Origin of the sequence: Shivajiella indica, assembly GCF_042683085.1 — a bacterium.
GTDB lineage: Bacteria > Bacteroidota > Bacteroidia > Cytophagales > Cyclobacteriaceae > Shivajiella > Shivajiella indica.
Genome location: NZ_JBHUIV010000018.1, coordinates 133,739 through 157,851 on the forward strand (window position 1 = coordinate 133,739; position 24,113 = coordinate 157,851).

At 38.7% G+C, this 24,113-nt stretch carries 22 protein-coding genes; 18 read left to right on the top strand and 4 right to left on the bottom strand.

Annotation, left to right across the window (positions count from 1 at the left end):
- Positions 1 to 35 precede the first annotated feature (35 nt).
- Positions 36 to 1,070, top strand: a complete 1,035-nt coding sequence (recA, locus tag ACFSKV_RS13350) for a recombinase RecA (protein WP_380803603.1) — start codon at positions 36 to 38, stop codon at positions 1,068 to 1,070.
- A 66-nt stretch (positions 1,071 to 1,136) separates the two neighbouring features.
- Here the strand turns inward: recA and ACFSKV_RS13355 are convergent, their stop codons facing one another.
- Positions 1,137 to 2,381, bottom strand: a complete 1,245-nt coding sequence (locus tag ACFSKV_RS13355; protein ID WP_380803606.1) for an ABC transporter permease — start codon at positions 2,379 to 2,381, stop codon at positions 1,137 to 1,139.
- Between the two features lie 126 nt (positions 2,382 to 2,507).
- Between ACFSKV_RS13355 and queA the strand changes: the two genes are divergently transcribed.
- From queA to ACFSKV_RS13380, 5 genes are all read left to right on the top strand, one after another.
- Complete coding sequence (gene queA, locus ACFSKV_RS13360) at positions 2,508 to 3,557, top strand: tRNA preQ1(34) S-adenosylmethionine ribosyltransferase-isomerase QueA (RefSeq protein WP_380803608.1); 1,050 nt, start codon at positions 2,508 to 2,510, stop codon at positions 3,555 to 3,557.
- Positions 3,558 to 3,659: 102 nt separating this feature from the next.
- Entirely contained in the window at positions 3,660 to 4,340 is a 681-nt protein-coding gene (locus ACFSKV_RS13365; protein WP_380803609.1) for a 2-C-methyl-D-erythritol 4-phosphate cytidylyltransferase, read from the top strand.
- Positions 4,341 to 4,460: 120 nt separating this feature from the next.
- A complete protein-coding gene (locus ACFSKV_RS13370; RefSeq protein ID WP_380803612.1) occupies positions 4,461 to 5,243 on the top strand; it encodes a LiaF transmembrane domain-containing protein in 783 nt (260 codons plus the stop codon).
- Between the two features lie 6 nt (positions 5,244 to 5,249).
- Positions 5,250 to 6,293, top strand: a complete 1,044-nt coding sequence (locus ACFSKV_RS13375) for a sensor histidine kinase (RefSeq protein WP_380803614.1) — start codon at positions 5,250 to 5,252, stop codon at positions 6,291 to 6,293.
- Complete coding sequence (locus tag ACFSKV_RS13380) at positions 6,286 to 7,020, top strand: LytR/AlgR family response regulator transcription factor (RefSeq protein ID WP_380803616.1); 735 nt, start codon at positions 6,286 to 6,288, stop codon at positions 7,018 to 7,020. Before ACFSKV_RS13375 ends, ACFSKV_RS13380 begins: the two co-directional genes overlap by 8 nt.
- Positions 7,021 to 7,046: 26 nt before the next feature.
- On the opposite strand, the gene ACFSKV_RS13385 is transcribed toward ACFSKV_RS13380, so the two are convergent.
- Entirely contained in the window at positions 7,047 to 7,268 is a 222-nt protein-coding gene (locus ACFSKV_RS13385) for a DUF2795 domain-containing protein (protein ID WP_008625540.1), read from the bottom strand.
- Between the two features lie 77 nt (positions 7,269 to 7,345).
- Positions 7,346 to 8,593: a DUF349 domain-containing protein gene (locus tag ACFSKV_RS13390; RefSeq protein WP_380803619.1), complete on the bottom strand. Its 1,248-nt coding sequence runs from the start codon at positions 8,591 to 8,593 to the stop codon at positions 7,346 to 7,348.
- A gap of 135 nt (positions 8,594 to 8,728) precedes the next feature.
- Here ACFSKV_RS13390 and ettA point away from each other — a divergent pair, with 135 nt between their 5' ends.
- Both ettA and ACFSKV_RS13400 read left to right on the top strand, forming a co-directional pair.
- Complete coding sequence (ettA, locus tag ACFSKV_RS13395; RefSeq protein ID WP_380803620.1) at positions 8,729 to 10,408, top strand: energy-dependent translational throttle protein EttA; 1,680 nt, start codon at positions 8,729 to 8,731, stop codon at positions 10,406 to 10,408.
- Positions 10,409 to 10,785: 377 nt separating this feature from the next.
- Entirely contained in the window at positions 10,786 to 12,108 is a 1,323-nt protein-coding gene (locus ACFSKV_RS13400) for a pyridoxal phosphate-dependent aminotransferase (protein WP_380803623.1), read from the top strand.
- Positions 12,109 to 12,182: 74 nt separating this feature from the next.
- Here ACFSKV_RS13400 and ACFSKV_RS13405 read toward each other — a convergent pair whose 3' ends face one another.
- Entirely contained in the window at positions 12,183 to 13,196 is a 1,014-nt protein-coding gene (locus ACFSKV_RS13405; protein ID WP_380803625.1) for a zinc dependent phospholipase C family protein, read from the bottom strand.
- 201 nt (positions 13,197 to 13,397) lie between these two features.
- Between ACFSKV_RS13405 and rpsT the strand changes: the two genes are divergently transcribed.
- From rpsT to ACFSKV_RS13455, 10 genes are all read left to right on the top strand, one after another.
- Positions 13,398 to 13,652 (top strand): 30S ribosomal protein S20, encoded by a 255-nt coding sequence (rpsT, locus tag ACFSKV_RS13410; protein WP_380803628.1) that lies wholly within the window; start codon positions 13,398 to 13,400, stop codon positions 13,650 to 13,652.
- Between the two features lie 138 nt (positions 13,653 to 13,790).
- The gene (radC, locus tag ACFSKV_RS13415; protein WP_380803631.1) at positions 13,791 to 14,489 is read left to right on the top strand and encodes a RadC family protein; all 699 of its coding nucleotides are present in this window, start codon (positions 13,791 to 13,793) and stop codon (positions 14,487 to 14,489) included.
- A 3-nt stretch (positions 14,490 to 14,492) separates the two neighbouring features.
- Positions 14,493 to 15,113, top strand: a complete 621-nt coding sequence (locus ACFSKV_RS13420) for a DUF1684 domain-containing protein (protein WP_380803633.1) — start codon at positions 14,493 to 14,495, stop codon at positions 15,111 to 15,113.
- 300 nt (positions 15,114 to 15,413) lie between these two features.
- Positions 15,414 to 17,825 (top strand): phenylalanine--tRNA ligase subunit beta, encoded by a 2,412-nt coding sequence (gene pheT / locus ACFSKV_RS13425; protein ID WP_380803635.1) that lies wholly within the window; start codon positions 15,414 to 15,416, stop codon positions 17,823 to 17,825.
- Positions 17,826 to 17,828: 3 nt separating this feature from the next.
- Entirely contained in the window at positions 17,829 to 18,113 is a 285-nt protein-coding gene (locus tag ACFSKV_RS13430; RefSeq protein WP_380803637.1) for a hypothetical protein, read from the top strand.
- Position 18,114: 1 nt separating this feature from the next.
- The gene (locus tag ACFSKV_RS13435; protein ID WP_380803639.1) at positions 18,115 to 18,399 is read left to right on the top strand and encodes a cell division protein ZapA; all 285 of its coding nucleotides are present in this window, start codon (positions 18,115 to 18,117) and stop codon (positions 18,397 to 18,399) included.
- Between the two features lie 64 nt (positions 18,400 to 18,463).
- Complete coding sequence (gene rny / locus ACFSKV_RS13440) at positions 18,464 to 20,029, top strand: ribonuclease Y (RefSeq protein WP_380803641.1); 1,566 nt, start codon at positions 18,464 to 18,466, stop codon at positions 20,027 to 20,029.
- 63 nt (positions 20,030 to 20,092) lie between these two features.
- The gene (locus ACFSKV_RS13445) at positions 20,093 to 20,860 is read left to right on the top strand and encodes a zinc-dependent peptidase (RefSeq protein ID WP_380803643.1); all 768 of its coding nucleotides are present in this window, start codon (positions 20,093 to 20,095) and stop codon (positions 20,858 to 20,860) included.
- A 111-nt stretch (positions 20,861 to 20,971) separates the two neighbouring features.
- Positions 20,972 to 21,607, top strand: a complete 636-nt coding sequence (locus tag ACFSKV_RS13450) for a hypothetical protein (RefSeq protein ID WP_380803644.1) — start codon at positions 20,972 to 20,974, stop codon at positions 21,605 to 21,607.
- 62 nt (positions 21,608 to 21,669) lie between these two features.
- The gene (locus ACFSKV_RS13455; RefSeq protein ID WP_380803646.1) at positions 21,670 to 24,111 is read left to right on the top strand and encodes a heavy metal translocating P-type ATPase; all 2,442 of its coding nucleotides are present in this window, start codon (positions 21,670 to 21,672) and stop codon (positions 24,109 to 24,111) included.
- Positions 24,112 to 24,113 lie beyond the last annotated feature (2 nt).

Consider the following 24,113-nt stretch of genomic DNA (forward strand, 5'->3'; position numbering starts at 1 on the left):
TTTTATATTTCAAATTAAAGGATCATTAAACAATTATGAGCGCGAATACAGAAAAACTCAAAGCCCTACAGCTTACTATCGATAAGCTGGAAAAAACCTATGGAAAAGGTACTGTGATGAAGTTAAGTGACAATAAGGTACAGGATATTCCTGCTATTTCAACGGGATCTTTGGGTTTGGATATGGCTTTAGGAATAGGAGGGATACCCAGGGGAAGGGTGACTGAGATTTATGGGCCTGAGTCTTCAGGTAAGACCACACTCACCATGCATTGCATTGCAGAAGCGCAGAAAGCTGGGGGATTGGCAGCATTCATAGATGCAGAACATGCATTTGACAAGACCTATGCAGAGAAATTGGGGATCGATACAGAGAATCTTTTGATCTCCCAGCCGGATAATGGAGAACAGGCCTTGGAGATTGCAGAGCATTTGATCAGGTCCGGAGCCATTGACATCATTGTTATTGACTCAGTGGCTGCTTTGGTGCCCAAAGGAGAACTTGAAGGCGATATGGGGGACAGTAAAATGGGCCTGCAGGCAAGATTGATGTCCCAGGCTTTAAGAAAACTCACCGGAGCAATCAATAAAACAGGATGTGCCTGTATTTTTATCAATCAATTAAGGGATAAAATTGGTGTGATGTTCGGTAATCCTGAAACTACAACAGGTGGAAATGCCCTTAAGTTTTATGCATCGGTAAGATTGGATATCCGAAGGATAGGACAGATTAAGGAAGGTGCAGATAATGTGTTGGGAAACAGGACCAAAGTCAAAGTGGTTAAAAACAAAGTTGCCCCACCTTTCAAAGTAGTGGAATTTGACATTATGTATGGTCAAGGCATTTCTAAAGTTGGGGAAATCATTGATCTGGGTGTTGAATTTGATATTATTAAAAAGGCAGGCTCTTGGTTTTCATATGAAGGTAATAAATTGGGTCAAGGACGGGATGCGGTAAAAAGTTTGCTTTTGGATAATCCGGAACTCATGGAAGAATTGGAGAAGAAGATCAAAGAAAAGGCAGGAATGGGCGAAGCAACTTTGAAAGTGGAATCCGGAGAAGGAGATTGATTTATTCTGGCAAAAAAAAGCTGTCCAAATAATCTTGGACAGCTTTTTTTATTGTTTTTCTTGGAATTAGGTGGCTCTGATGGCTTCCACAGGATCTAGTCTTGCCGCTAAAGTGGCGGGAACAATCCCTGAGATGATTCCGATCGAAGAGGAAATGCCCAAAGCCAGAATGATATTTTTAAAGGATAGTACCAGTTCTAATGATCCAACAGGAATAAATGTAATGGCATAAACCAGGATAATTCCTGTAATTCCTCCAATCATGCTTAAAAACACAGCTTCAAACAAAAACTGGAATAAAATAAAGTAATTTTTTGCTCCCAAAGACTTCTGTATTCCTATGATGTTTGTTCTTTCTTTTACAGAAACAAACATGATATTTGCGATACCAAAGCCTCCAACCAAAATGGAAAAACCTCCGATGACCCATCCTGCGGCACTGATTACATCAAAAATGGAGCCCAAGGTATTCATGATGAATTCGGATTTATTTAAAGAAAAATTGTCTTCTTGCGTAGGTTTAAGACCTCTTTTGGCCCTTAGGAGACCAATTAATTCATTCTCTAAGGCGACCATGCCCACATCTTCATCTTTTCCTTTTAATGCAATACTTGGCTCCAAACCGTTTTTGCCTACGTAATAAAGTTTGGTAAAACTACCATAAGGAATCATGCAGGCTTCATCTTTTGATGCAATATTGACGATTCCCTCTCCTTCTTCTTCAAATACACCAACTACTATGAATTTGTTGCCTTTAATTTTGAGTTCTTTTCCCAAAGGGTCTTTGTTGGGGAAAAGAGTGTTGGCAATTTTTACCCCAATAATGGCCACATTTCTTGAAGCGTTGATTTCCATTTCGGTGAAAAATCTTCCCGATTGGAGTTTGACATCATAAACATCCTTGTAGGAATACACTACCCCATTAAGATTCGTCCCTTTATAAGAATTGTTTCCTGCCTGAACCGTGGTGTTTACTCCTGCAAAAAAGGCTACGGCCTCTGCATTCCTTATCTTATCTTTCAAGAAGACGTATTCACTATAAGTATTGTAGGGTCTTCTGAAAAATTTCCACCAAGGATAATCGGGACCACCCACAAATTGGAAGCGGTTGACCGTTACCACATTGCTTCCCAAGAAACTAAAGCTTGATTTGATGTTTTTTTCTAAAGAATCCACTAGAGTAAATACCGCTATGATGGCAAAAATACCCACAGTGACCCCCAGAAGGGATAAAATTGTTCTAGTAAGATTGGATTTTAAGGCCTGCAAAGCAAACCTTAAACTTTCCCAGATAAGTTTAAGGTAGATCACGTTTTTTGTAAGTAGTTAAAAACTAATTGACAAGATAGGTAGAATTCGGGAATTTTATTGTTAACTTTGCAGTTTTTAAATTGAATCCTATTGGTAAAATATAAAGCAATCACCATTCAATAACATATGAAGTTATCAGACTTTAAATTCGACGTTCCCAAAAAACTTATTTCCTTATATCCTTCAGAAAACAGAGACGAGTCCAGGCTAATGGTAGTCCATAAAAAAACCGGGCAGATTGAGCATCGTGTTTTCAAGGATATTATTGAGTATTTCGGAGATGGGGATGTCTTCATCATGAATGATACCAAAGTATTCCCTGCAAGATTGTACGGTAACAAAGAAAAAACAGGTGCAAAAATTGAGGTTTTCTTGTTGAGGGAACTCAATCAGGAATTGAGGTTATGGGATGTGTTAGTTGATCCTGCAAGAAAAATCAGGGTGGGTAATAAATTATACTTTGGTGATAGTGATCTGGTAGCTGAAGTAATTGACAATACTACTTCAAGGGGAAGGACAATCCGGTTTTTATTTGATGGAACGGATGAGGAGTTTTATAAGACAATAGATACTTTGGGAGAAACCCCAATCCTTAAGGAATACATCGATAGGAAGGTGGAGCCTGAGGACAGGGAAAGGTATCAGACCATTTTTGCGAAGCATGTTGGAGCTGTTGCTGCGCCTACTGCAGGTCTTCATTTCACACCCCATTTGTTGAAACGATTGGAATTGAAAGGGGTGTCAGTTTCCCCTATCACTTTGCATGTTGGGTTAGGTACATTTAGACAGGTGGATGTAGAGGATCTGACAAAGCATAAAATGGATTCGGAAAATTATGATATTCCACAAAAGACCGTTGATTTGGTAAATGAGGCCTTGGATAATAAAAAAAGAGTGGTTTCTGTTGGGACCACCACTTTGAAGACCATTGAATCTTCAGTGACGGCTAACGGTAGATTGAAAGTAAGCAGTGGTTGGACAGATAAATTTATTATCCCTCCTTATGATTTTAAAATTGCCAATGCATTGATCACCAACTTCCATTTACCCGAATCCACGTTATTGATGACGGCTGCGGCATTTGGGGGATATGACCTTATCATGAAGGCTTATCAGGAAGCTGTGAAAGAAAAATATAGGTTTTTCTCCTATGGAGACGCCATGTTAATACTTTAATAAAAAAGCCCTAAGAGGGCTTTTTTTTATGATCATTTAATTCATCTTGAAATTAACTTTGTTAAAGTATATCATTTTATTTTTGCACATTTAGATTTTACCATGGATAAATTTGCAATCATTGTTGCCGGAGGAACTGGTACCAGAATGGGCGCTCCCATTTCCAAACAATACCTTGAAATAGGAGGAAAACCCATCTTGATGCATACTCTGGAAGCTTTTTTTAAGGAAGATGAAGGGACGCATTTGATTTTGGTTATTCCTTCTTCAGATTTTGGTTTTTGGAACCAGTTGTGTGAGGATTACAGCTTTAGTATTGAACATCAGGTAATAGCTGGGGGAAACAGTCGGTTTCAGTCTGTCAAAAATGGCCTGAACGCCATCCAAAAGGAAGAAGGACTAGTGGCAATCCATGATGGAGTAAGACCATTTGTTAAAGTAGAAGTCATTCAGGAAAGTTTTAAACAGGCAGAAATATTCGGATCCGCAGTAGCGGTAATTCCATTGAAAGATTCTTTGAGAAAACTTACCGACAATGGGAAATCTTTTTTTCAGGAGAGGCAATATTTTAGACTGGTCCAGACACCACAGACTTTTCAAGTGTCCAAAATAAAAAAAGCATTTGAAGTGCAGGAACTGCATCATTTCACAGACGATGCCACAGTATATGAACATCAGGGATTGCAGGTTCGTTTAATTTCAGGAAATCCGGAGAATATCAAAATAACTACTCCTGAGGATATGGATTATGCCTCTTTTTTGGTCAGTAAGAAGTTTTTTTAAAGTAATTCACCGAGTAAATCTGATTATTCACCGAGTTTTTGCGGTGGATGGCCTATTATGACTCCCTATTATTTTTGCATTAACTTAGTTTTGTCTCATTCAATCTTAAATGCATTCATCATGACAAAACGAGGTTTTTCTTCAACAAAAAGTGACCTGAACGCAGGTTTGGTCATTCTGATCATAGGAGGAGTTCTATTATTGAAAGCCATAGGCTTTTGGTTTCCATCCTGGATATTTTCCTGGCCTATGATACTCATAGTTATTGGGCTTGTCATTTCTGCAAAAAATAATTTTCAGAGTGGCTTTGGAGTAGTACTGTTATTGGTTGGTAGTTTCTTTTTGATCAAAAGAAATTTTGGGTTTCCTTTTGAAGTTGAACCTTATTTGATTCCAATAGGGCTAATTATTTTTGGTTTGTACCTAATATTAAAGCGGAGCAGAGATAAGGAAAAGTTTAACGAAGACTTTTTTAAAACTTTTTCCAAAGATTCAGAAAAATTGGATGGCAATCCCCAGGAAGGAAATTATTCAAGTCACACTAATTTCGCTTTTAATGATACGGGTGATACCATAAGTGCCCAAGCCCTGTTTACCGGTATCCAAAAGAGGGTTTTGTCCAAAAATTTCAAGGGAGGGAAAGCTTCTGCGATTTTTGGGGGAACAGAAATTGATCTTTCCCAGGCTGATTTGGCACCGGGTGCTATGTTAAATGTTGAGGTGGCATTTGGTGGTGTAAAACTTGTGGTACCTCCCCATTGGGATCTGCAAATCAATGTTTCCAATGTGTTTGCGGGAGTTGAAGACAAAAGAATGTATCCCCAGACTGCCCCGGATCCCTCAAAAGTGCTCAGAATTTATGGTTCAGTTGTTTTTGGAGGATTAGAAATCAAATCTTTTTAATTTACAATGATCTGGAAAATTCTAATTTCCAAAGGCCAAAGTGGATTTAAGGCAGCTTCCATTATTCTCTTGGGAATATTGGCGGCTGCCCTTCTTATCCAATATTTTGGATTTAATTACCGCCTATCTTTAATAGATGCTTCCCTGAATGTCTTTTTGGTGGTGGGCGGTTTTTTATTACTCGACAACATTTTTGGGTTTTATGTTCCCCAAAAATCACAAAGGTGGTTGATCGTAGCTATGCCTTTAATTTTTTCTGTCAGCACTACTTTTTTATCAAGGTATTTGCTCAAGTTGATTCTTGTATCTGAAACGGACTACCTTCATTTTGTGGATTATTCCATTCCTGTCAGGTTGTTTTTATTTTTTATTCTGTATTTATCCTGGGCAATACTCTTATTTTTTAACAGGAAATTAGAAGATCAAATAAAGACAAAAGAAAGGCAGGAAAAAATCCAACAAATGTCCAAAGAGGCGGAATTGTTCCACCTGCGTCAACAATTACAGCCCCATTTTATTTTCAACAGCCTCAATTCCATCAGCGCTTTGGTCAAATCAAACCCAGATAAAGCCAGGGAAATGGTGGTGCAATTAGCAGATTTTCTAAGAAAGACCATCAAAAAAAATGATCAAAAATGGGTGAAGGTTGAGGAAGAATTGGAATATTTGGATTTATTTTTATCCATAGAAAAGGTAAGGTTTGGCCATAGGCTCAAAACAGAAATTGAGCTCTCAGAGGAAAGCAAAGATTTGAAGATTCCCCAATTGCTCATTCAACCTTTACTGGAAAATGCCATTAAACATGGCTTATATGGAGTTTTGGAGGATGTTCTCATCCAAATAAAATTTGCAGAAAAAGATAAGTACCTTTTGGTATCGGTAACCAATCCATTTGAATTAAATCCAGTTAAATCAAAAGGTCTGGGGTTTGGATTGGAAGCAGTTAAAAGAAGATTATATCTTATGTTTGGCAGGCATGACCTGATTGAAATTGAGAATAATAATGGGCTTTTTAAAGTTACCCTAAAAATACCGCAGCATTATGATTAAAACATTGATAATTGATGATGAGCCTTTGGCCACGGAAATTGTAAAGGAATATTTAAGTGACTTCCCCCAATTTGAAGTGGTAAAAGTTTGTCATAATGGATTTGAGGGGTTGAAGGCCATACAGGAATTTAATCCGGATTTAATTTTTCTGGATGTTCAGATGCCCAAGCTGAATGGTTTTGAATTATTGGAACTGATTGAGAATCCGCCTCATGTGATTTTTACCACAGCCTTCGACCAATATGCCTTAGAGGCTTTTAATACCCATGCGGTTGATTATTTGTTGAAACCTTTCTCCAAAGACAGGTTTGCAATGGCAATTAAAAAATTCAATCAATTCAGCAATAGTGAAGTTATAAACGGTTTGATCAATTCCGAAGATAATTCCCGGCAGGAATCCATTGATAGGATCGTTTTGAAAGTGAAGAATGAAATCAAAATCATTCCGATTTCCGAAGTGAAATATATGGAGGCAAATGATGATTATGTCAATGTTTACACTTCAGAGGGTAAATTTTTAAAAAACAAAACATTATCCTATTTCGAAAAAAACCTGGATCCCACCTTATTTGTCCGGATACATCGCTCTTACCTGGTTAATGTAGGTGAAATATCAAGGTTGGAACCTTATGAAAAAGAGGGTTATTTGGTTAAACTTAGGTCAGGAGAAAGCATACCCGTAAGCAAATCGGGTATGCCCAAACTTAGATCCGTTTTGGGTATATAGCAAAAAAGCCCTGCGAAGGGCTTTAATTAATATTCGTCTTCATTAAAGAAGAAGTCATCTTTAGTTGGATAATCAGGCCATATTTCTTCAATGTTTTCATATGGCTCGCCGTCATCCTCTAATTCCTGGAGGTTTTCAACGACTTCCAAAGGGGCTCCAGAACGGATCGCGTAATCGATCAACTCATCTTTGGTTGCTGGCCAAGGTGCATCTTCAAGGTAAGAAGCAAGTTCTAATGTCCAATACATAATTTTCAGAGTTTATGTTTACCGTGCTAACGGCACGCAAAAATAGAAATAGTTTTAAAATTTCAATTGTTAACTTATTATTTATTTAAAAGTTCCTTTAGAAGGAAATTTTTAACTTCTAATTTTCTCTTAAAGGCCCCGATTTTTCTCCTTAGCATAATTTCAAACTCTTCTTCGTTCGTTCTGAAGTTTTCAGCGTTGGCTTTTACAGTGGCGAGTTCATTTTCATCTCTAAAGATCAGATCCCGTAAAATTCCTGCCTTTAATTTTTTTTGCTCTTCCACACTCTTGGAATAAAAATCCTCGAATTTTGACGTGGCAAGTTTGTTCAAAAACAACCTTTCAAAGACAACTTCAGAAAAGAATGTAAAAGAACGCATGACGAGATTTGCCTCTTTGGGTTTTCTTTGAGGGAGTCTTTTCCATTCTGCCTGAAGCTTCTTGGCAGACGAAATAATGTCAGGATTTGTTTCAGCATGGGCCAGTTTTTTCATTTCAGCAGTCATGGCCTCCATCTTTTTCATCAACTCCCAAGGTTTCATTTGTGGTTCAGTTTGCACCGTCCGCTTAAACCTGCTAAAGATCCTGTTATTCAGTTTTGAAAATTCATCCCATAAAGGCTGTCTCCTTTCGGCAGGTACTTTTCCGGCAGCTTTCCATTCTTTTTGGATTCTTTTGGAGATTTCAAATGCGGCTTTGGCATCTGGATTATCAAATGCAGCTCTTGCCTGTCTTACCAGGTCCTCATATACTTTGATGTTTTCTTCAGCCTGAAGGGCTAAACCTTCAAAATAATGTCTGCGGTTTTCAAAAAAAGTATCTACGGAAGTATTGAAAGTTTTCTCGATTTCTTCCTCAAATTCCTTTTCAACGGGGCCTGTCTTTATCCAGCGCATTTTAAGGTTTTTAAATTCCTCCGCTGTTTTTTTCCAGTCTGTATCGTTTTTTAGAGCCTCAGCTTCGAGAATCAGACCTTTTTTAATTTCAAGGTTTCTTTCCCTGTTTTTCTTAATGATTTCTTCAAGGGATTCCTGGATTTTCCCAAGGTCCTCTATCAGTGGGACAAAATCACCCAAAGCATCGTATTCCAATAAAGAATCCTTAAGATGTATTAACTTCATTAAAAAAGAGCCTTTGTTTTGATTTTCTTCGATGTCTTTTTTAAGGGCTTCTATCTTTTCTAATAAAGCAGTGTACCTATCCTCAAAATATTTGATGGTAGATGCTTCGTCTTCTTTAACTTCTCCAATCACCCTGTCTGGCTGATTCAAAAATCCTTTGAGATAAACCTTGTTATCTTTGATGTACCCGTATGGATGCTCCATATCAATTTAATAGGTTGCTTGTGTGGTAGTTTTTTATTTTTTGCAAATTAATTAATTCAAAAGCATTTATCCTAAGAAAGCCCTTTTTTTGCCATCTTTGTCCTTATTAGAATTAAAAACATTGAAAATAAACTTATGAGTAACGAAAAAATCATATTTTCTATGGCAGGGGTTTCAAAAATCTACCCTCCACAGAAAAAAGTTTTGAAAGATATTTACCTCTCTTTTTTTTATGGAGCAAAAATCGGTGTCCTCGGGCTTAATGGATCCGGTAAAAGTTCCCTCTTGCGTATCATAGCAGGAATAGATAAAGAATTTTTGGGAGAAGTGGTTTGGTCTCCCGGATATTCAGTCGGTATGCTGGAGCAGGAACCCAAATTGGATCCCGGCAAAACTGTGAAGGAAATCGTTGAACAGGCAGTAGCTGGAACAGTGGCTTTACTGAAAGAGTTTGAAGAGATCAATGAAAAATTTATGGATCCGGCTTTGATGGAGGATCCGGATGCCATGGATAAACTTATCCAAAAGCAGGGTGAAGTCCAGGAAAAACTGGATGCTGCCAACGCTTGGGAGCTGGATACCATGTTGGAAAGGGCCATGGATGCCCTAAGACTTCCTCCAAGTGAAGCCTTAGTGGGGAATCTTTCCGGAGGTGAAAAGAGAAGAGTGGCACTTTGTAGGCTTTTGCTGCAGGAACCTGATGTGCTATTATTGGACGAACCAACCAACCACCTGGATGCTGAATCAGTACTTTGGTTGGAGCAACATTTGCAGCAATATAAAGGGACAGTGATTGCCGTAACCCACGATAGGTACTTTCTGGACAATGTTGCTGGTTGGATTTTGGAACTGGATAGGGGGGAAGGTATTCCTTGGAAAGGGAATTATTCCTCTTGGTTGGATCAAAAACAGAACAGGTTAAAGCAGGAGGAGAAAACTGAATCCAAGCGTCAGAAAACCCTTGAAAGGGAATTGGAATGGATTCGAATGACTCCCAAAGCCAGACAGGCCAAAGGAAAGGCAAGGTTGAGTGCTTATGATAAATTGGTAAGTGAGGAAAGTAAAGAAAAAGAAGCAAAATTGGAATTGTATATTCCGCCAGGGCCAAGGTTAGGGGCGAAAGTCATTGAAGTCAATGGGGTATCCAAGGCATATGGAGATAAACTTTTATTCGAAAATCTTTCCTTTAGTTTACCTCAGGGCGGTATCGTGGGTATAATTGGTCCAAATGGTGCCGGGAAATCTACCCTTTTTAAGCTCATTACCGGACAGGAAAAACCTGATGCAGGTCATTTTGAGGTGGGTGATACTGTTAAACTTGCCTATGTGGATCAGGAACATGACAACCTGGATCCGAACAAGACGGTATACGAAGCCATTTCAGGTGGAAATGAAATCATCAAACTGGGCAATAAGGAAATGAATGCACGGGCCTATGTAAGCAAGTTTAATTTTGCAGGTTCTGACCAAGAGAAGAAGTTAGGGGTACTTTCTGGAGGAGAGAGAAACAGGGTACATTTGGCCATTACCTTGAAGGAAGGAGGAAACGTGTTGCTTCTGGATGAACCAACCAATGATTTGGATGTAAATACCCTGAGGGCATTGGAGGAAGCTTTAGAAAATTTCGGAGGCTGTGCGGTGATCATCTCTCACGACAGGTGGTTTCTGGACAGAATCTGTACGCATATCCTGGCCTTTGAAGGAGATTCCCAAGTGTATTGGTTTGAGGGTAATTTCTCTGATTATGAAGAGAATAAAAAGAAGAGATTGGGTGATGTGACACCCAAGAGGATTAAGTATAAGAAGTTGAAGTGAGTCGGATTGTACCAAGTACCATGTACAATTTACCAAGTATGGTGAAGTGAATTGAAAAGCAAACTTTTCTGCCTTTAGGTAGGAGATGAGAGAATAATGATAAGAACCAAGAATCAAGAGACAAGATGTACCAGGTACGATGTACCAAATACAGAATATAGAGATTACAGGATAGGTTCAAGGGGCAAGATCTAATTGTACCATGACAATTAAATTCAGCACCTTGAAACAAAAAAGTAAAGACCTTTGAGTGCGTTTAGGCGTGCTTAAAGGCTTTACATAAAATAAGTTGAAAAAAGAATCAAGAAAAATCAAGACCTGACAAAGGGTTCATTCCTTTTTTGTTTATTTGTTTTCAATTTCCAACTACCGGTATTATGAGGACATTGTTGTTAAGGCCAGGTGCTGAAGAGCTTAATTATGAGATTAGGGGCATAGTGAAAAAAGCCCGTCAGATTGAATCCCTGGGCTATGAAATTACATGGGAGAATATCGGGGATCCTATTCAGAAAAACAATGTTGTACCCCATTGGATGAAGGAAATCGTAGCAGATCTGGTGAGTCAGGACAAGTCTTATGGTTATGCAGATTCAAAAGGAGTGCTGGAGACAAGAAAGTTTTTGGCTGGTCTAAATAATCAAAAAGGTGGTTCCCAAATCAGTGCTGAGGATATTTTGTTTTTCAATGGATTAGGGGATGCCATCGCCAAGTTGTATCAGTTCCTGATTCCGACAGCGCGGATCATAGGTCCATCACCTGCTTACAGTACCCATAGTTCGGCAGAGGCTGCGCATGCCAATACTTCCCCAATAACCTATAATCTGGACCCCGATAATCAGTGGCTTCCTGATATGGAGGACCTTTACAATAAAGTCAAGTACAATCCTTCTATCGTGGGGATTTTGATTATCAATCCTGATAACCCGACGGGAATGGTTTATCCTAAAGAGGTTTTGGAGGGTTTTGTGAAAATAGCAAGGGAATTCCGTCTGCTGTTAATTGCGGATGAGATTTATCAAAATATCACCTACAATGGAATCAAGGCCATAGCCTTATCGGAGGTTATCGGCGATTTGCCTGCCATTTCCCTAAAAGGTATTTCCAAAGAATTTCCTTGGCCAGGGTCGAGATGTGGTTGGATGGAATTTTATAATAGAAATGGTTCAAAGGAATTCAGTAAACTTTGCCAGACCTTGGAAAATGCCAAAATGATTGAAGTCTGTTCAACAATTTTGCCACAATTGTCCATCCCGAGGATCATGAGTCATCCTGCTTATAAGGCTTATCGGGAAGAAGCCAATGAGAAGATTGGGAAAAGGAGCAGGATAATGAAAGAAATCTTGGGGGATATTCCTGGTATAAAGTTTAATCCAACCCAAGGGGCTTTTTATAATACGGTGGTTTTTGAGGAGTCCTTTTTAAATCCAGAGCAGTTTTTACCGATAGAGGATATAAAAATAAAAACCTTATTGGAAGGCTGGCTTAATGAAAAGGAAATGCCAATGGATAAGCGATTTGTGTATTATTTATTGGCATCTGCCAATATTTGTGTGGTACCGATTTCCTCTTTTTGTTCTGATTTGAGGGGATTCAGGGTCACCCTTTTAGAAGAAAATGAAGAGGTATTTAGGCAGACTTTCCAAAAACTCGGACAAGCAATCCGATTCTATTTGAATTCAACAAAAAAGGAATTAGTATGATATTTATAGATATTTCATTGATATTGAAATATTATGATGTATTCAAATTTCAATATCCAAAATATCAGCCAATATCAATTAACCCTCCACATTGCCCTTAAAAAAGACTTCCGCAAGTCTTTGAGGCTTTCTTGAGATGTGAGGCCTTCATGATCCCGAACATCCAAGGGTTTGCTGAATTCGAATTTTTCTTCTGGCATTTCAATGCTCATTTTTAAGAGGCTGTTCAGATCCGGCTGCCCGGCATCCACCCATGAAGTGTACCAAAAATCAGCAATCATTTTGATGGCCTTTTTCATTTGCCTTTCCACTTGTCCATCGAGAAGGTCATGATAGGCCATGGTGAATTCCCTTGCATATACCCTGGTACTGATACCGTTTCTATCTTCAAAGGAGTATTTTTTGTCCTCGGGGAATTTTTCACTGACAATTTTCTCAAACTGAAATACTGAATCCAAAGCAAGATGAGCTCCTATCACCGCCTCCCATGCACTAATTTGTGGTTTTTCCAGGTAATCTGCCTTGCCTACAAAAAAATCATATTCCTCAGAAAGAAGTTCAGGGATTCTGCTTTCCCAAAAACCATGAATACCATATTGGTTTGTGAGTTGGCCATTATAATTCTGGGTGGTATGAAGGGGAACATGCATATCTCCAATATAATGGCCCAAATCTGCTGATAATCTCAGAATGGCTTTCACATCTTTTCGTCTAAATGCCTCAGTCAACTGGATCTTAGTATGGTAAACGTTCCAAGGGCCAATTCCTTTGCTGCGTAATTCTTCCTCTGAGAAGGATTCCAGGGCTTGATGCCAATACCGGGGAAGTTTGAACACTGCACTGTCCCCATAGGCATCTGCATCTATATAATGTTTTTCGGCTTCACCTATGACCGCATACCTCCTTCTGTCAGGATTAACGGCATTTTCAGTGATGTATTCGATATGGGATTTATAAAATCCAATCATTTCAGGAGGAAGCGAAAACACGGCTTGCCTATTGATTTTTCTATGGGCGAAAAATCCCCAGGCCCCCAGTTCAGCGCTCAAAAAAGTAAGGAGCGTAATCAAACCAAAAAATTTTTTCATACCTAAAAATAATAAAGAACATCTTATTATTAAAATGAAATTGTATTACCTTTGCATCCAATCGGCGGAAAATTAAAAATATCCATATATTTTCGGGCTTCACGAGGTTTAGTTCGGAAATCCTTTTGTGTTTCAAAATTATTCTATTAAATTTGCACTCCGTTTAGAATGGGGTGAAAAAGAAATTAAGTTAACTAAGATATGGCAAATCATAAATCGGCACTTAAAAGAATCCGTGCAAACGAAGCCAAGCGTTTGAGAAACAAATATCAGCATAAAACAACGAGAACCTTTATTAAAAGGTTGAAGTTGACAACTGATAAAGCTGAGGCCCAAGAGCTTCTTAAAACAGTAACTTCTATGATTGATAAGCTTGCCAAAAAGAATATCATTCATAAAAACAATGCTGCAAACAAGAAGTCTAAACTGACTAAACTTGTAAACTCATTAGCATAATATAAAATCTTATCCGATTAATTAGTCCTGATGGTCCCATCAGGACTTTTTTTGTTTTTAGGGATTGGGTAATTTTATAGCCAGTAATGCCATTCTAGCTTTGGTTTAAATTTTTATTGTTTGATTTTTTAAAATTTTATGGAGGATTTTCTTTCAATTAAGATTTCCCATTTGGCAGAAGAGGACAGGCCTAGGGAAAAATTGCTTCTAAAGGGCAAATCGGTACTATCAGACGCTGAATTAATTGCAATATTATTGGGGTCAGGGACCAAATCCCTGAGTGCGGTGGATTTGGCTAAACATATTTTGTCCTCGGTTAATCATGATCTTTCCCTATTGGCCAAACTCAGTATTTCAGATTTGAAAAAATTCAAAGGCATCGGAGAGGCCAAGGCAATTACAATTGTTTCGGCCTTAGAACTTGGAAGGAGGAGAAAGTTGGTGACGGCTTCTGCCCAAAAAGTTAAAATAGCATCTTCAGGAGATGTTTTTAATTTGATGAAGCCTGAATTAATGGATGAGCATGTGGAATATTTTTATATTTTGTTGTTGAATCGTGCGAATTATGTCATCAAAAAGCAATTGATCAGTAAAGGGGGGACAAGTGGCACAGTGGCTGATCCGAAAATTATTTTTAAACATGCTTTAGATAACCTTGCTTCTTCAATCATTTTGGTTCACAATCATCCTTCCGGGAATATAAAACCTTCAGAGCAGGACAGGCGTTTGACTTCCAGATTGAAGGAAGTAGGTAAAAATCTGGAAGTACCGGTATTAGACCATGTGATTTTCACTGATGTTGCCTATTTTAGCTTCGCAGATGAAGGTTTGATTTAAATTATGAACACAAGGAATATTCTGATTACAGGAATTTTGTTGGTGATAGGTATCGCTATCATATATACCATTACAGGTACTGAAAGTGAAGAGTTCTATCAGGAGACTATTCAAAAAGAAAGAGAAAGACAATATAAATTCCTTAAATATGGTATGGATTCTCCACTTACCGACAAGCAGAAGTCAGATTTTCAGGAATTGGAATATTACCCTATTGACCCCAGCTATAAGGTGAGGGCAAAAATGGTTCCTGTTGAAGACCGGAAAATGTTGGAATTACCGATGACAGATGGAACTGTAGAGAAATACCTGAAGCACTCTTTTGCAGAATTTGAGTTGAATGGACAAAAAATCAGTTTGCTATTGCTTCAGGCAGCCAAAGAATCCGATAAGAGAAATTTCTTTTTGGCTTTTGCTGATGCCACCAGTGGAGAAGAAACCTATGGTGGAGGGCGTTACCTCAATCTCCGTCAGGATGGGAAAAATAGTATAACCATTGATTTCAATTTGGCTTATAATCCCTATTGTGCCTATAACCCGGATTATGCCTGCCCGCTTCCTCCGAAAGAAAATATTTTGGAAATTCCGGTTCTGGCAGGGGAAAAGGATTATAAGAAGGAATGAAGAGAGAAGTTAAAAGAGAGAGATTAGAATCTAGACTCAAGAACCAAGAGGCAAGAATTAAGATTTCGGAAAGCTGATTTCGGAAGGCAAAAAATCCCTAAGAAACTTTTTTCCCAGGATGATTCCTTTTCACAAACGCTAAAATATGGCAGTTCCTTTTGAATTAGGATTCAGTTTTTTCCTTAAGAATAACTAACACAGAAAAAGAATCACTGTTCAGATTTACATTTTTCGGGCTTCCTCTTCTTAGCTAAGCCAATTCTCTTAAATTTGTGCCTTATTCTGAATAGAACTGTATACATGAAAATATCCGTCAATAGATTAAAAGATTTTATTTATTTTGAAGAATCACCGGAAGAGATAGCAGCTCTTTTGACAGGAAGTGGCCTCGAGGTAGAAGGAATTGAAGTTTATGAATCCATACAAGGCGGTTTGGAAGGGGTGGTGATTGGAGAGGTGCTTACCTGTGAAAAACATCCCAATGCGGATAAACTCAGTGTTACCACAGTAGATATTGGAGGGGAAGTAGTTCCTATAGTATGTGGGGCACCCAATGTGGCCAAAGGCCAAAAAGTGGTGGTCGCAAAGGAAGGCAGTACGCTTTATCCTATTTCAGGCGAGCCCTTTGAAATCAAGAAGGCCAAGATAAGAGGAGAAGTTTCTCAGGGAATGATCTGTGCTGAGGATGAAATCGGCGTAGGCGAAAGCCATGAAGGCATTATGGTACTTGATACAGATTTACCCAATGGAACTCCTGCATCGGAATACTTTAAGGTTGTCAAAGACCATGTTTTGGAAATTGGACTGACCCCAAACCGTGCTGATGCAGCATCTCATCTAGGTGTTGCCAGAGACCTAAAGGCATTATTGAAGAGAGAGATATGTATTCCTTCAGTAGGTGATTTTAGGATTGATAATCAGAACAGGAAAATTCATGTTGAAGTCGAAAACTCCACGGATTGTCCGAGATATTCAGGGATTACCATTTCGAATATTAAAGTGGCCCCATCTCCTGAATGGCTTCAAAATTATCTGAGGGCACTTGATTTGGAGCCGATCAATAACATTGTGGATGTAACCAATTTCATCCTCCATGATCTTGGACAGCCTTTACATGCTTTTGATGCAGATAAAATTTCGGGAGGGAAAATCATTGTAAAAAAACTTCCTAAGGACAGTGTTTTTGTAACCCTGGATGATAAGGAAAGAAAGCTTTCAGGAGAAGAATTGATGATCTGTGATGAAAAAGGGGGGCTTTGTATTGCCGGGATTTTTGGAGGTAAAGGCTCTGGTATTTCTGAAGGCACTACCTCAGTCTTCTTAGAATCAGCACATTTTTCAGCAGATGTAATCCGCAAAGGGTCACAGTTTCACAACTTAAAGACAGATGCCTCCTTCCGTTTTGAAAGGGGAACAGATCCCAACATGCCGGTATATGCCCTGAAAAGGGCGGTCATGTTGATCAAAGAAATAGCAGGAGGAGAAATAACTTCCGATATCATCGATGTTTATCCCAATCCGGTTGGAGATACTGAAATTGAAGTCAGCTATGCCAGCATTAACCGCTTGATTGGAAAAGTACTTCCAAAACAAGAGATCAGGGAAATACTTGAAAGCTTGGAAATTAGTTTTATTTCAGAAAATGAAAATGGATTTAAAGTTGCTGTTAAACCTTATCGGGTTGATGTGATAAGAGAAGCAGATGTAATCGAGGAAATTCTTAGGATACATGGATTTGACAATGTAGCGCTTTCCGAAAATCTGAAGGCAGATTATTTGGCCGAACATCCGTCCAAAGATTTCAATAAGCTGCAATATAGGTTGTCAGAAGTTCTTTCTTCCCTGGGTTTTTATGAAATCATCACCAATTCCCTGACCAAACCTCAATATGCGGATAAATCAGGTTTTCTTGATGTCAGTGAGAGGGTGGAAATACAAAACAAGTTATCTGAGGATTTGGGGGTGATGAGACAAACGCTGTTGTTTTCAGGTATGGAGGTTTTGGCCTATAATATCAACCGTAGACAGAAGGATTTAAAGTTGTTCGAATTTGGGACCGTATATTTCAAAGAGGCAGGGGGTTATCGGGAAGAAAGAAAACTTTCCCTCTTTCTGACGGGAGATAAAGCTGCTGAAAGCTGGAGAGAAGCATCTAGGACAGTTGTTTTTGCTGATTTATATGCTGTAGTTGAACTTATCCTGGAAAAGTTGGGAGTAGATAATGTTGAAGTTGAAATCATTCATTCCTCTCCCTTTGATTATGGATTAAAAATGATGCATGGGTCTAAAGAATTAGGCTCGATCGGAGTGGCTCAGGAGGATTTGGCCAAACTGGTAGAAGTAAGGCAGGAAGTATTGTTTGCAGAACTTAATTGGGATCTGTTGACTAAAAAATCAAAAGGCTTGAAAAAGTACATGGAAATTTCCAAATTTCCTGAAGTGAGAAGGGATCTTTCTTTAGTTATCGATAAAGAAGTGACGTTTGATCAGATAAAAACGGTAGCTTTAAAGGCAGGTGGAAAGTTATTGCAAAGGATAGGGGTTTTTGATGTTTATCAAGGGGATAAAATTGAAGCTGGTAAAAAAGCCTATGCCTTAAGTTTTTATCTTCAGGATACAGAACAGACACTTACTGACAAAGTTATAGAGAGAACGATGGACCGTTTAATCCAAAGTTTTGAAAAAGAAGTACATGCATTTATCAGAAAATAACCAATGATTCAAGAAGAACTTCAACATTTGGAAAAGCTAGCCGAAAAGGTGGGGCAAAGGTTGCAACAACTGGAACAGGACAATCATGCCCTGAATGAAGAATTGTTTGTATTGCGATCTACCTTGGAGGAGAAGGAGCGATTGTTGGAGGATTTTAAAAATCAAATTAAATTAGCTAAACTTGTAAATAGCTTACCGGTGGAAGGAGTAGAGTCTGCCGAATTGAGAGAAAAGATCAATAATTATATAAAGGAAATCGACAATATAATCGCCTACTTGTCCGAGTAATATGGAAACACTGTCAATTAGATTAAAAATTGGAGATAGGGAATATCCTATGAAGGTGAAGACAGAGGATGAGGCCAAAATCAGACGGGCAGGCAAATTGATTAATGATAAAATAAAAAGATACAGAGAAGAGTTTGGTTTGGATGATCGTCAGGATTTATTGGCAATGGTTGCGTTTGATTGTATGGTGGAATCCATGGAGGTGACCGCAGTCAATAATGAAGATACAGATTTAATCAATTCAAAAATCATTCAAATCAACCAACATCTGAGTTCGCTTTTATAATTATTTCCCCCTCAAATTCGCGGAATTTTTCTTTTCCGGTAGGTAAAATATATCTAATATACCTATGGGAGAATCATTATACATTATTATCGCAGGCATCATTGGCCTGGGTATAGGCGCTGTTATTGCAGGCTTTTTCATCAAAAATAACAGCAAGAAGATGGAAGAAGAAGCCAAGGAAAAGGCAAAAAGTATCATCCGTGAGGCAGAAATCAATGCTGAAGCATTGAAAAAAGACAAAATACTTGAGGCCAAGGAAAAATACCTGAAACTTAAATCTGAGTTTGAGGATGAGGTGAATAAAAAGAAAAACATCATCATCACCAACGAAACCAAGCTTAAACAAAGGGAGCAGGCCCTGTCCAAAGAAATAGAACAGATCAAAAGAAAGGAAGCAGAGTTGGACAGTAAGAAGGAAAACCTCAGCGCCCAGCTTCATTCCGTACAGGTGAAAAAAGAAGAACTTGACCGGATTACCAACCAAAGAATTTCCGATTTGGAAAAAATTGCCGGATTGACCAAAGAAGAAGCTAAAGAGCAAATCGTGGAAATGCTCAAGGATGAGGCCACTACAAAAGCGTCTTCCCAGATCAAGGATATCTTGGATCAGGCAAAATTGACTGCCACCAAACAGGCTAAGAAAATCGTGTTGGATACAATTCAAAGAACAGCAACCGAGCATGCTATTGAAAATTGCGTGTCCGTGTTCAATATAGAATCTGATGATGTCAAAGGGAAAATCATTGGTAGAGAAGGCAGAAATATCAGAGCTTTGGAAGCTGCTACGGGTGTTGAAATTATTGTGGACGATACTCCTGAGGCCATTATTATTTCCGGCTTTGATCCGGTAAGAAGGGAGATTGCCAGACTTTCCCTGCACAGACTTGTTCAGGATGGCAGAATTCACCCTGCCAGAATTGAAGAGGTGGTGGCCAAAACAGAGAAAAACATAGAGGAAGAGATTGTGGAGATAGGGGAAAGAACCTGTATTGATTTGGGTATTCACGGTCTACATCCCGAGCTGATCAGGATGGTGGGGAGGATGAGATTCAGGTCCTCATACGGGCAGAACCTGCTACAGCATTCCAGGGAGGTTGCCAAGCTTTGTGCTACGATGGCAGCTGAAATGGGGTTGAATGCCAAACTTGCCAAAAGGGCGGGTTTACTTCATGATATTGGAAAAGTTTGGCCGGAAGAAGCAGAATTGCCCCATGCTATATTAGGTATGGAACTGGCCAAGAAATATAAGGAACATCCTGAAGTATGTAATGCTATTGGAGCACACCATGACGAAATTGAAATGACTTCAATGATATCTCCGATTGTACAGGCCTCAGATGCTATTTCAGGATCCAGACCAGGTGCCAGAAGGGAAATCATGGATAGTTATATCAAGAGGCTGAAAGAACTGGAAGAACTGGCTTTGGCATTTGATGGGGTAAACAAGTGTTTTGCCATGCAGGCCGGCCGTGAGCTAAGGGTTTTGGTGGATGCTGACAATGTAGATGACCAGACCGCCAGCAAGCTTTCTTTTGATATTTCCCAAAAAATAGAAAAAGAAATGCAGTATCCGGGACAGATCAAAATCACCGTTATCCGGGAAATGAGAGCTGTTAATTACGCGAAGTAAATTAATCTTCTTTTTATAAGAAGGTGCGGTATTTTTATCGCACCTTTTTTTATTATTGTACTTATGCTTTTTATTTTCCATTTACCCCGTTCGCTTTTCGAGCTTTTTTCTGAGATCAGATTGCTCCTATTTTCAAAAAAGCTAACCAAGGATGACATTACTGTTCTTCAAAAACTTTTCCCTTTTTTTAATCAACTTAGGAAAGAGCACCAGGAAGAATTCCTTGAGAAACTAAGGATTTTTCTGGCATCCAAAACTTTTTTTGCCAGAGGAGGGCTGAAAGAGATTACAAGAGAAATGGAATTGTTGATAGGAGCTACTGCTGTGATGGTTACTTTTGGATTCAATCAGGTGAGGATGAAGCATTTTTCTAAAATTTTGATTTACCCGGATAATTATTATTCCACAATCAATAAAAAATACCATCAGGGAGAAGTTAATCCTAAACTCGGCATCATTGTTCTTTCTTGGAAGAGTTTTGTTGAAGGTTTTCTTATAGCCAATGATGGGGTGAACCTTGGTATTCATGAAATGGCCCATGCACTAAAATTAGAGAACCAAATTCATTATAATCAGGAAAGTAATTTTTTTAATCCTCAACGTTGGAAAGTTTATACTAAATATGCAAATGAGGAGATCCAAAAAATCATAGCTCGCGAAGGTTCCTTTTTTAGGGATGCTGCTGCTATCAATATCCATGAGTTTTTTGCAATATCCTTAGAGTCATTTTTTGAAAAACCTTCTGAATTCGAGCAATATCACCCTGAACTTTATAAGGCAATGGTATTCTTGTTAAAACAAAATCCTATTGTCTTATTCCAAAAGCCATAACTTTTCAAAATAAAATTGCAAAAAACATGACAATAATCATGTTTGAACCTTTTTAATATCACTCTAAAAATTTCCCTTCCGAATTAGCTTTGTAGTAAATGTTTTGAAGCTATGCAGGGAAAAATAGAAACCACGGTAAAGTTTGCCGTACCGGAAGAAATCATCTCTCCCCACTATTGTGAGAGATTACCCATTGGATTTCCTGCCCACCTTACAAAAGGAGGGAAAGGATTGATGTGTAGCCCAGAACAGGAGCCAAGTCTCTATACCGCTCACCTTCCGGAGGTTTTGGATTGGCTGCATGGCTTAGATAAACCCCGGCCATTGGAAGAAGAACCCTGCGAAATACCTGTTCTTTTGTTTGACCGGGAGATGTCCACCGAAAGTTTATTGTTCCACTATGATGGAACACCTGCCTCTGCTAGATTGATCCGAAATTTCGTTGGCCTTTTTAAAGAAAATATCAGAGAAAGTAAAGCAACTATTATTTCTCCCTGTTTTATTCCAAAATCCAAGTTAAAAGAAGAGCAGGAAATTGTACAGTTATTGACCCAATCAACCAGAGAGACTTCATTTATTAAATTTAATTTTACAAGGATCGGTGATTTTTGGTCCTATGCAGTAAAACACAAATGTACTTTGTTGGTCACTACCAAATACTATCAATCTGATCTTGCAAAAGTATTGTTTCATTTTTATAAGGGAGGGATGTGGTACGATCGGCTCTCATTTTATTTATCATACTAATCTTAGTCAAAGTATGATTTTCGTCATGTTTTTTAGGTTCCAAGCGTGTTAAATTGTACCAAATGTCAAAACCAACAAAAATAGAGTCACAAAAAGTAATTTCATCCTGTTTCCATTGCGGGGAGAATTGCAAAGATGATGTCCTAAATTTTGATGGAAAGGATTTTTGCTGTACAGGGTGCAAGTTGGTCTATGAAGTATTGAATGAAAATGATCTCTGTAACTACTATGCCATTGCCGACAACCCTGGATTAAACCAGAAATCGGTATCTTCAAGAGAGAATCGTTTTGATTATTTGGACGATGGGGATATCATTCGAAAAATGGTAGATTTCCAAAATGAGGAAGAAACCCATATTACTTTTTCAATACCCTTGATACATTGTGCTTCCTGTATTTGGTTGTTGGAAAACCTGCACAAGCTGAATCCTGGCATTGTTTCAGGGAGAGTGGACTTTTTAAAGAAAAAGGTTCAGGTCAAATACAATCAGGAAAAAATTAGCCTAAAAGAGCTGGTTCAACTGCTTTCAAGAATAGGATATGAACCTGCCATTAACCTTTCTGATGTAGAAAAGAAAAAGGTCAGTATAACTGACAAAAAACTTATCTACAAATTGGCAGTTGCAGGTTTTTGTTTTGGCAACATGATGTTATTCAGTTTGCCTGAATACTTTGCAGAGGCAGAACTATTGGGGGAAGGGTTCAAAAAAACCTTTAATTATCTGAATGTCATGCTGGCCTTACCTGTATTTTTTTATGCGGCCACTGATTATTACCGTTCGGCCTGGCTTTCGGTACGCAATGGGTCAGTCAATATGGATGTACCCATTGCGATCGGGATAATCACCCTATTTTCTTACAGCCTTTATGACATTTTTCTTCTTGGGAATGAAGGGTACATGGATACCTTGGGAGGTCTCTTATTTTTCCTTTTAATCGGAAAATATTATCAGCAAAAAACATATGATACTTTATCATTCGATAGGGATTACAAATCTTATTTTCCTGTGGCTGTCACAAAAGTTGCCAGGGATGAAGAGGAAGTTATTCCTCTGATAAAGTTGAATGTAGGGGATATCATCAAAGTACGGAATGAGGAATTAATACCAGCTGACAGTATATTGTTGGAAGGTGAGGCATTTATTGATTATTCTTTTGTAACAGGAGAGGAGGTTCCTGTATTAAGGAAAAAAGGGGAACTTATTCATGCGGGAGGAAGGCAAAAAGGAAAAGCTATCTTGCTCGCTGTTCAAAAGTCTCCTTCTCAGGGATATTTGACTGATTTATGGAACAATGATTCTTTCGGGAAAGAGAAAAATGACGGTCTTGAGTCCTTGGCAAACCGGATTTCAGGGAAATTTACCATTACAGTCCTTTTGATTGCACTTGCAGCGCTTGTTTTTTGGTTTCTTTCCGGAAATGTTTCCTTGGGTGTGCTGGCTTTTACATCGGTTTTAATCATAACCTGCCCCTGTGCACTTGCGATGTCTACACCATTTACTTTAGGAAATACCCTTAGGGTTTTTGGTCAGGGGAAATTTTATCTGAAAAATTCCCATGTTATTGAAAGGATTGCCAAAATCGATACCGTGGTATTTGATAAAACAGGAACCCTGACCGCGCCTGACCAGGCAAAAATTAAATATCATGGAGAACCCCTTGCTTTGGAATCAAAAGCTCTGATTAAGGCCATGGTCAATCAGTCTACCCATGCCTTAAGTAACAGGATTAATTCCTGGCTGAAAGATGTAAAAGCCATGAGTTTGTTATCCGAAGTGGAGGAAGTCAAAGGGATGGGTTTGAGGACCACCTATAAAACCCAGGAAATTAGATTGGGTTCAGCTGAATTTGTGAAAGCTGAAATCAAAAACCTACCACAAGATGGTAACCTGGTATTTTTTGCCATTGAAGATACTGTTTTGGGTTATTTCTTTATTCAAAGTGGCTTAAGAAAGGGAATCAGGGAAGTGGTTTCCACCATTCAAAAAAGCAAGGTGGTCCATTTTCTTTCCGGGGATCAGGACCATGAGCGGGAAAATCTAAAAAAGGTATTCGGTGATCAAATCCGGATGAATTTCAATCAGGGTCCGACCGATAAATTACTGTATATCAAGAACCTCAATAAAGGGGGTGCAAATACCCTTATGATAGGGGATGGTTTAAACGATGCAGGGGCATTGAGGGAAAGTCATGTAGGGGTGGCAATCACAGACAAGGTAACCAATTTTTCACCTGCATCCGATGCCATCATGGACGCAAGCATGATGGAAAAACTTCCGGCTTTTATGGATTTCACCAAGACAAGCAGGAAAATCATCAAGGCCAGTTTTGGTCTGAGTTTTTCCTACAATCTAGTAGGGATATTCTTTGCGGTGCAAGGATTGGTCAGCCCGGTTTTCTGTGCGGTACTGATGCCTATAAGTAGTATTTCGGTAGTTCTGTTTACCACTGTTGCAACGAATTTGATTGCTTATAAACGTGGCCTAAAGGAAAAAATCTGGTAATT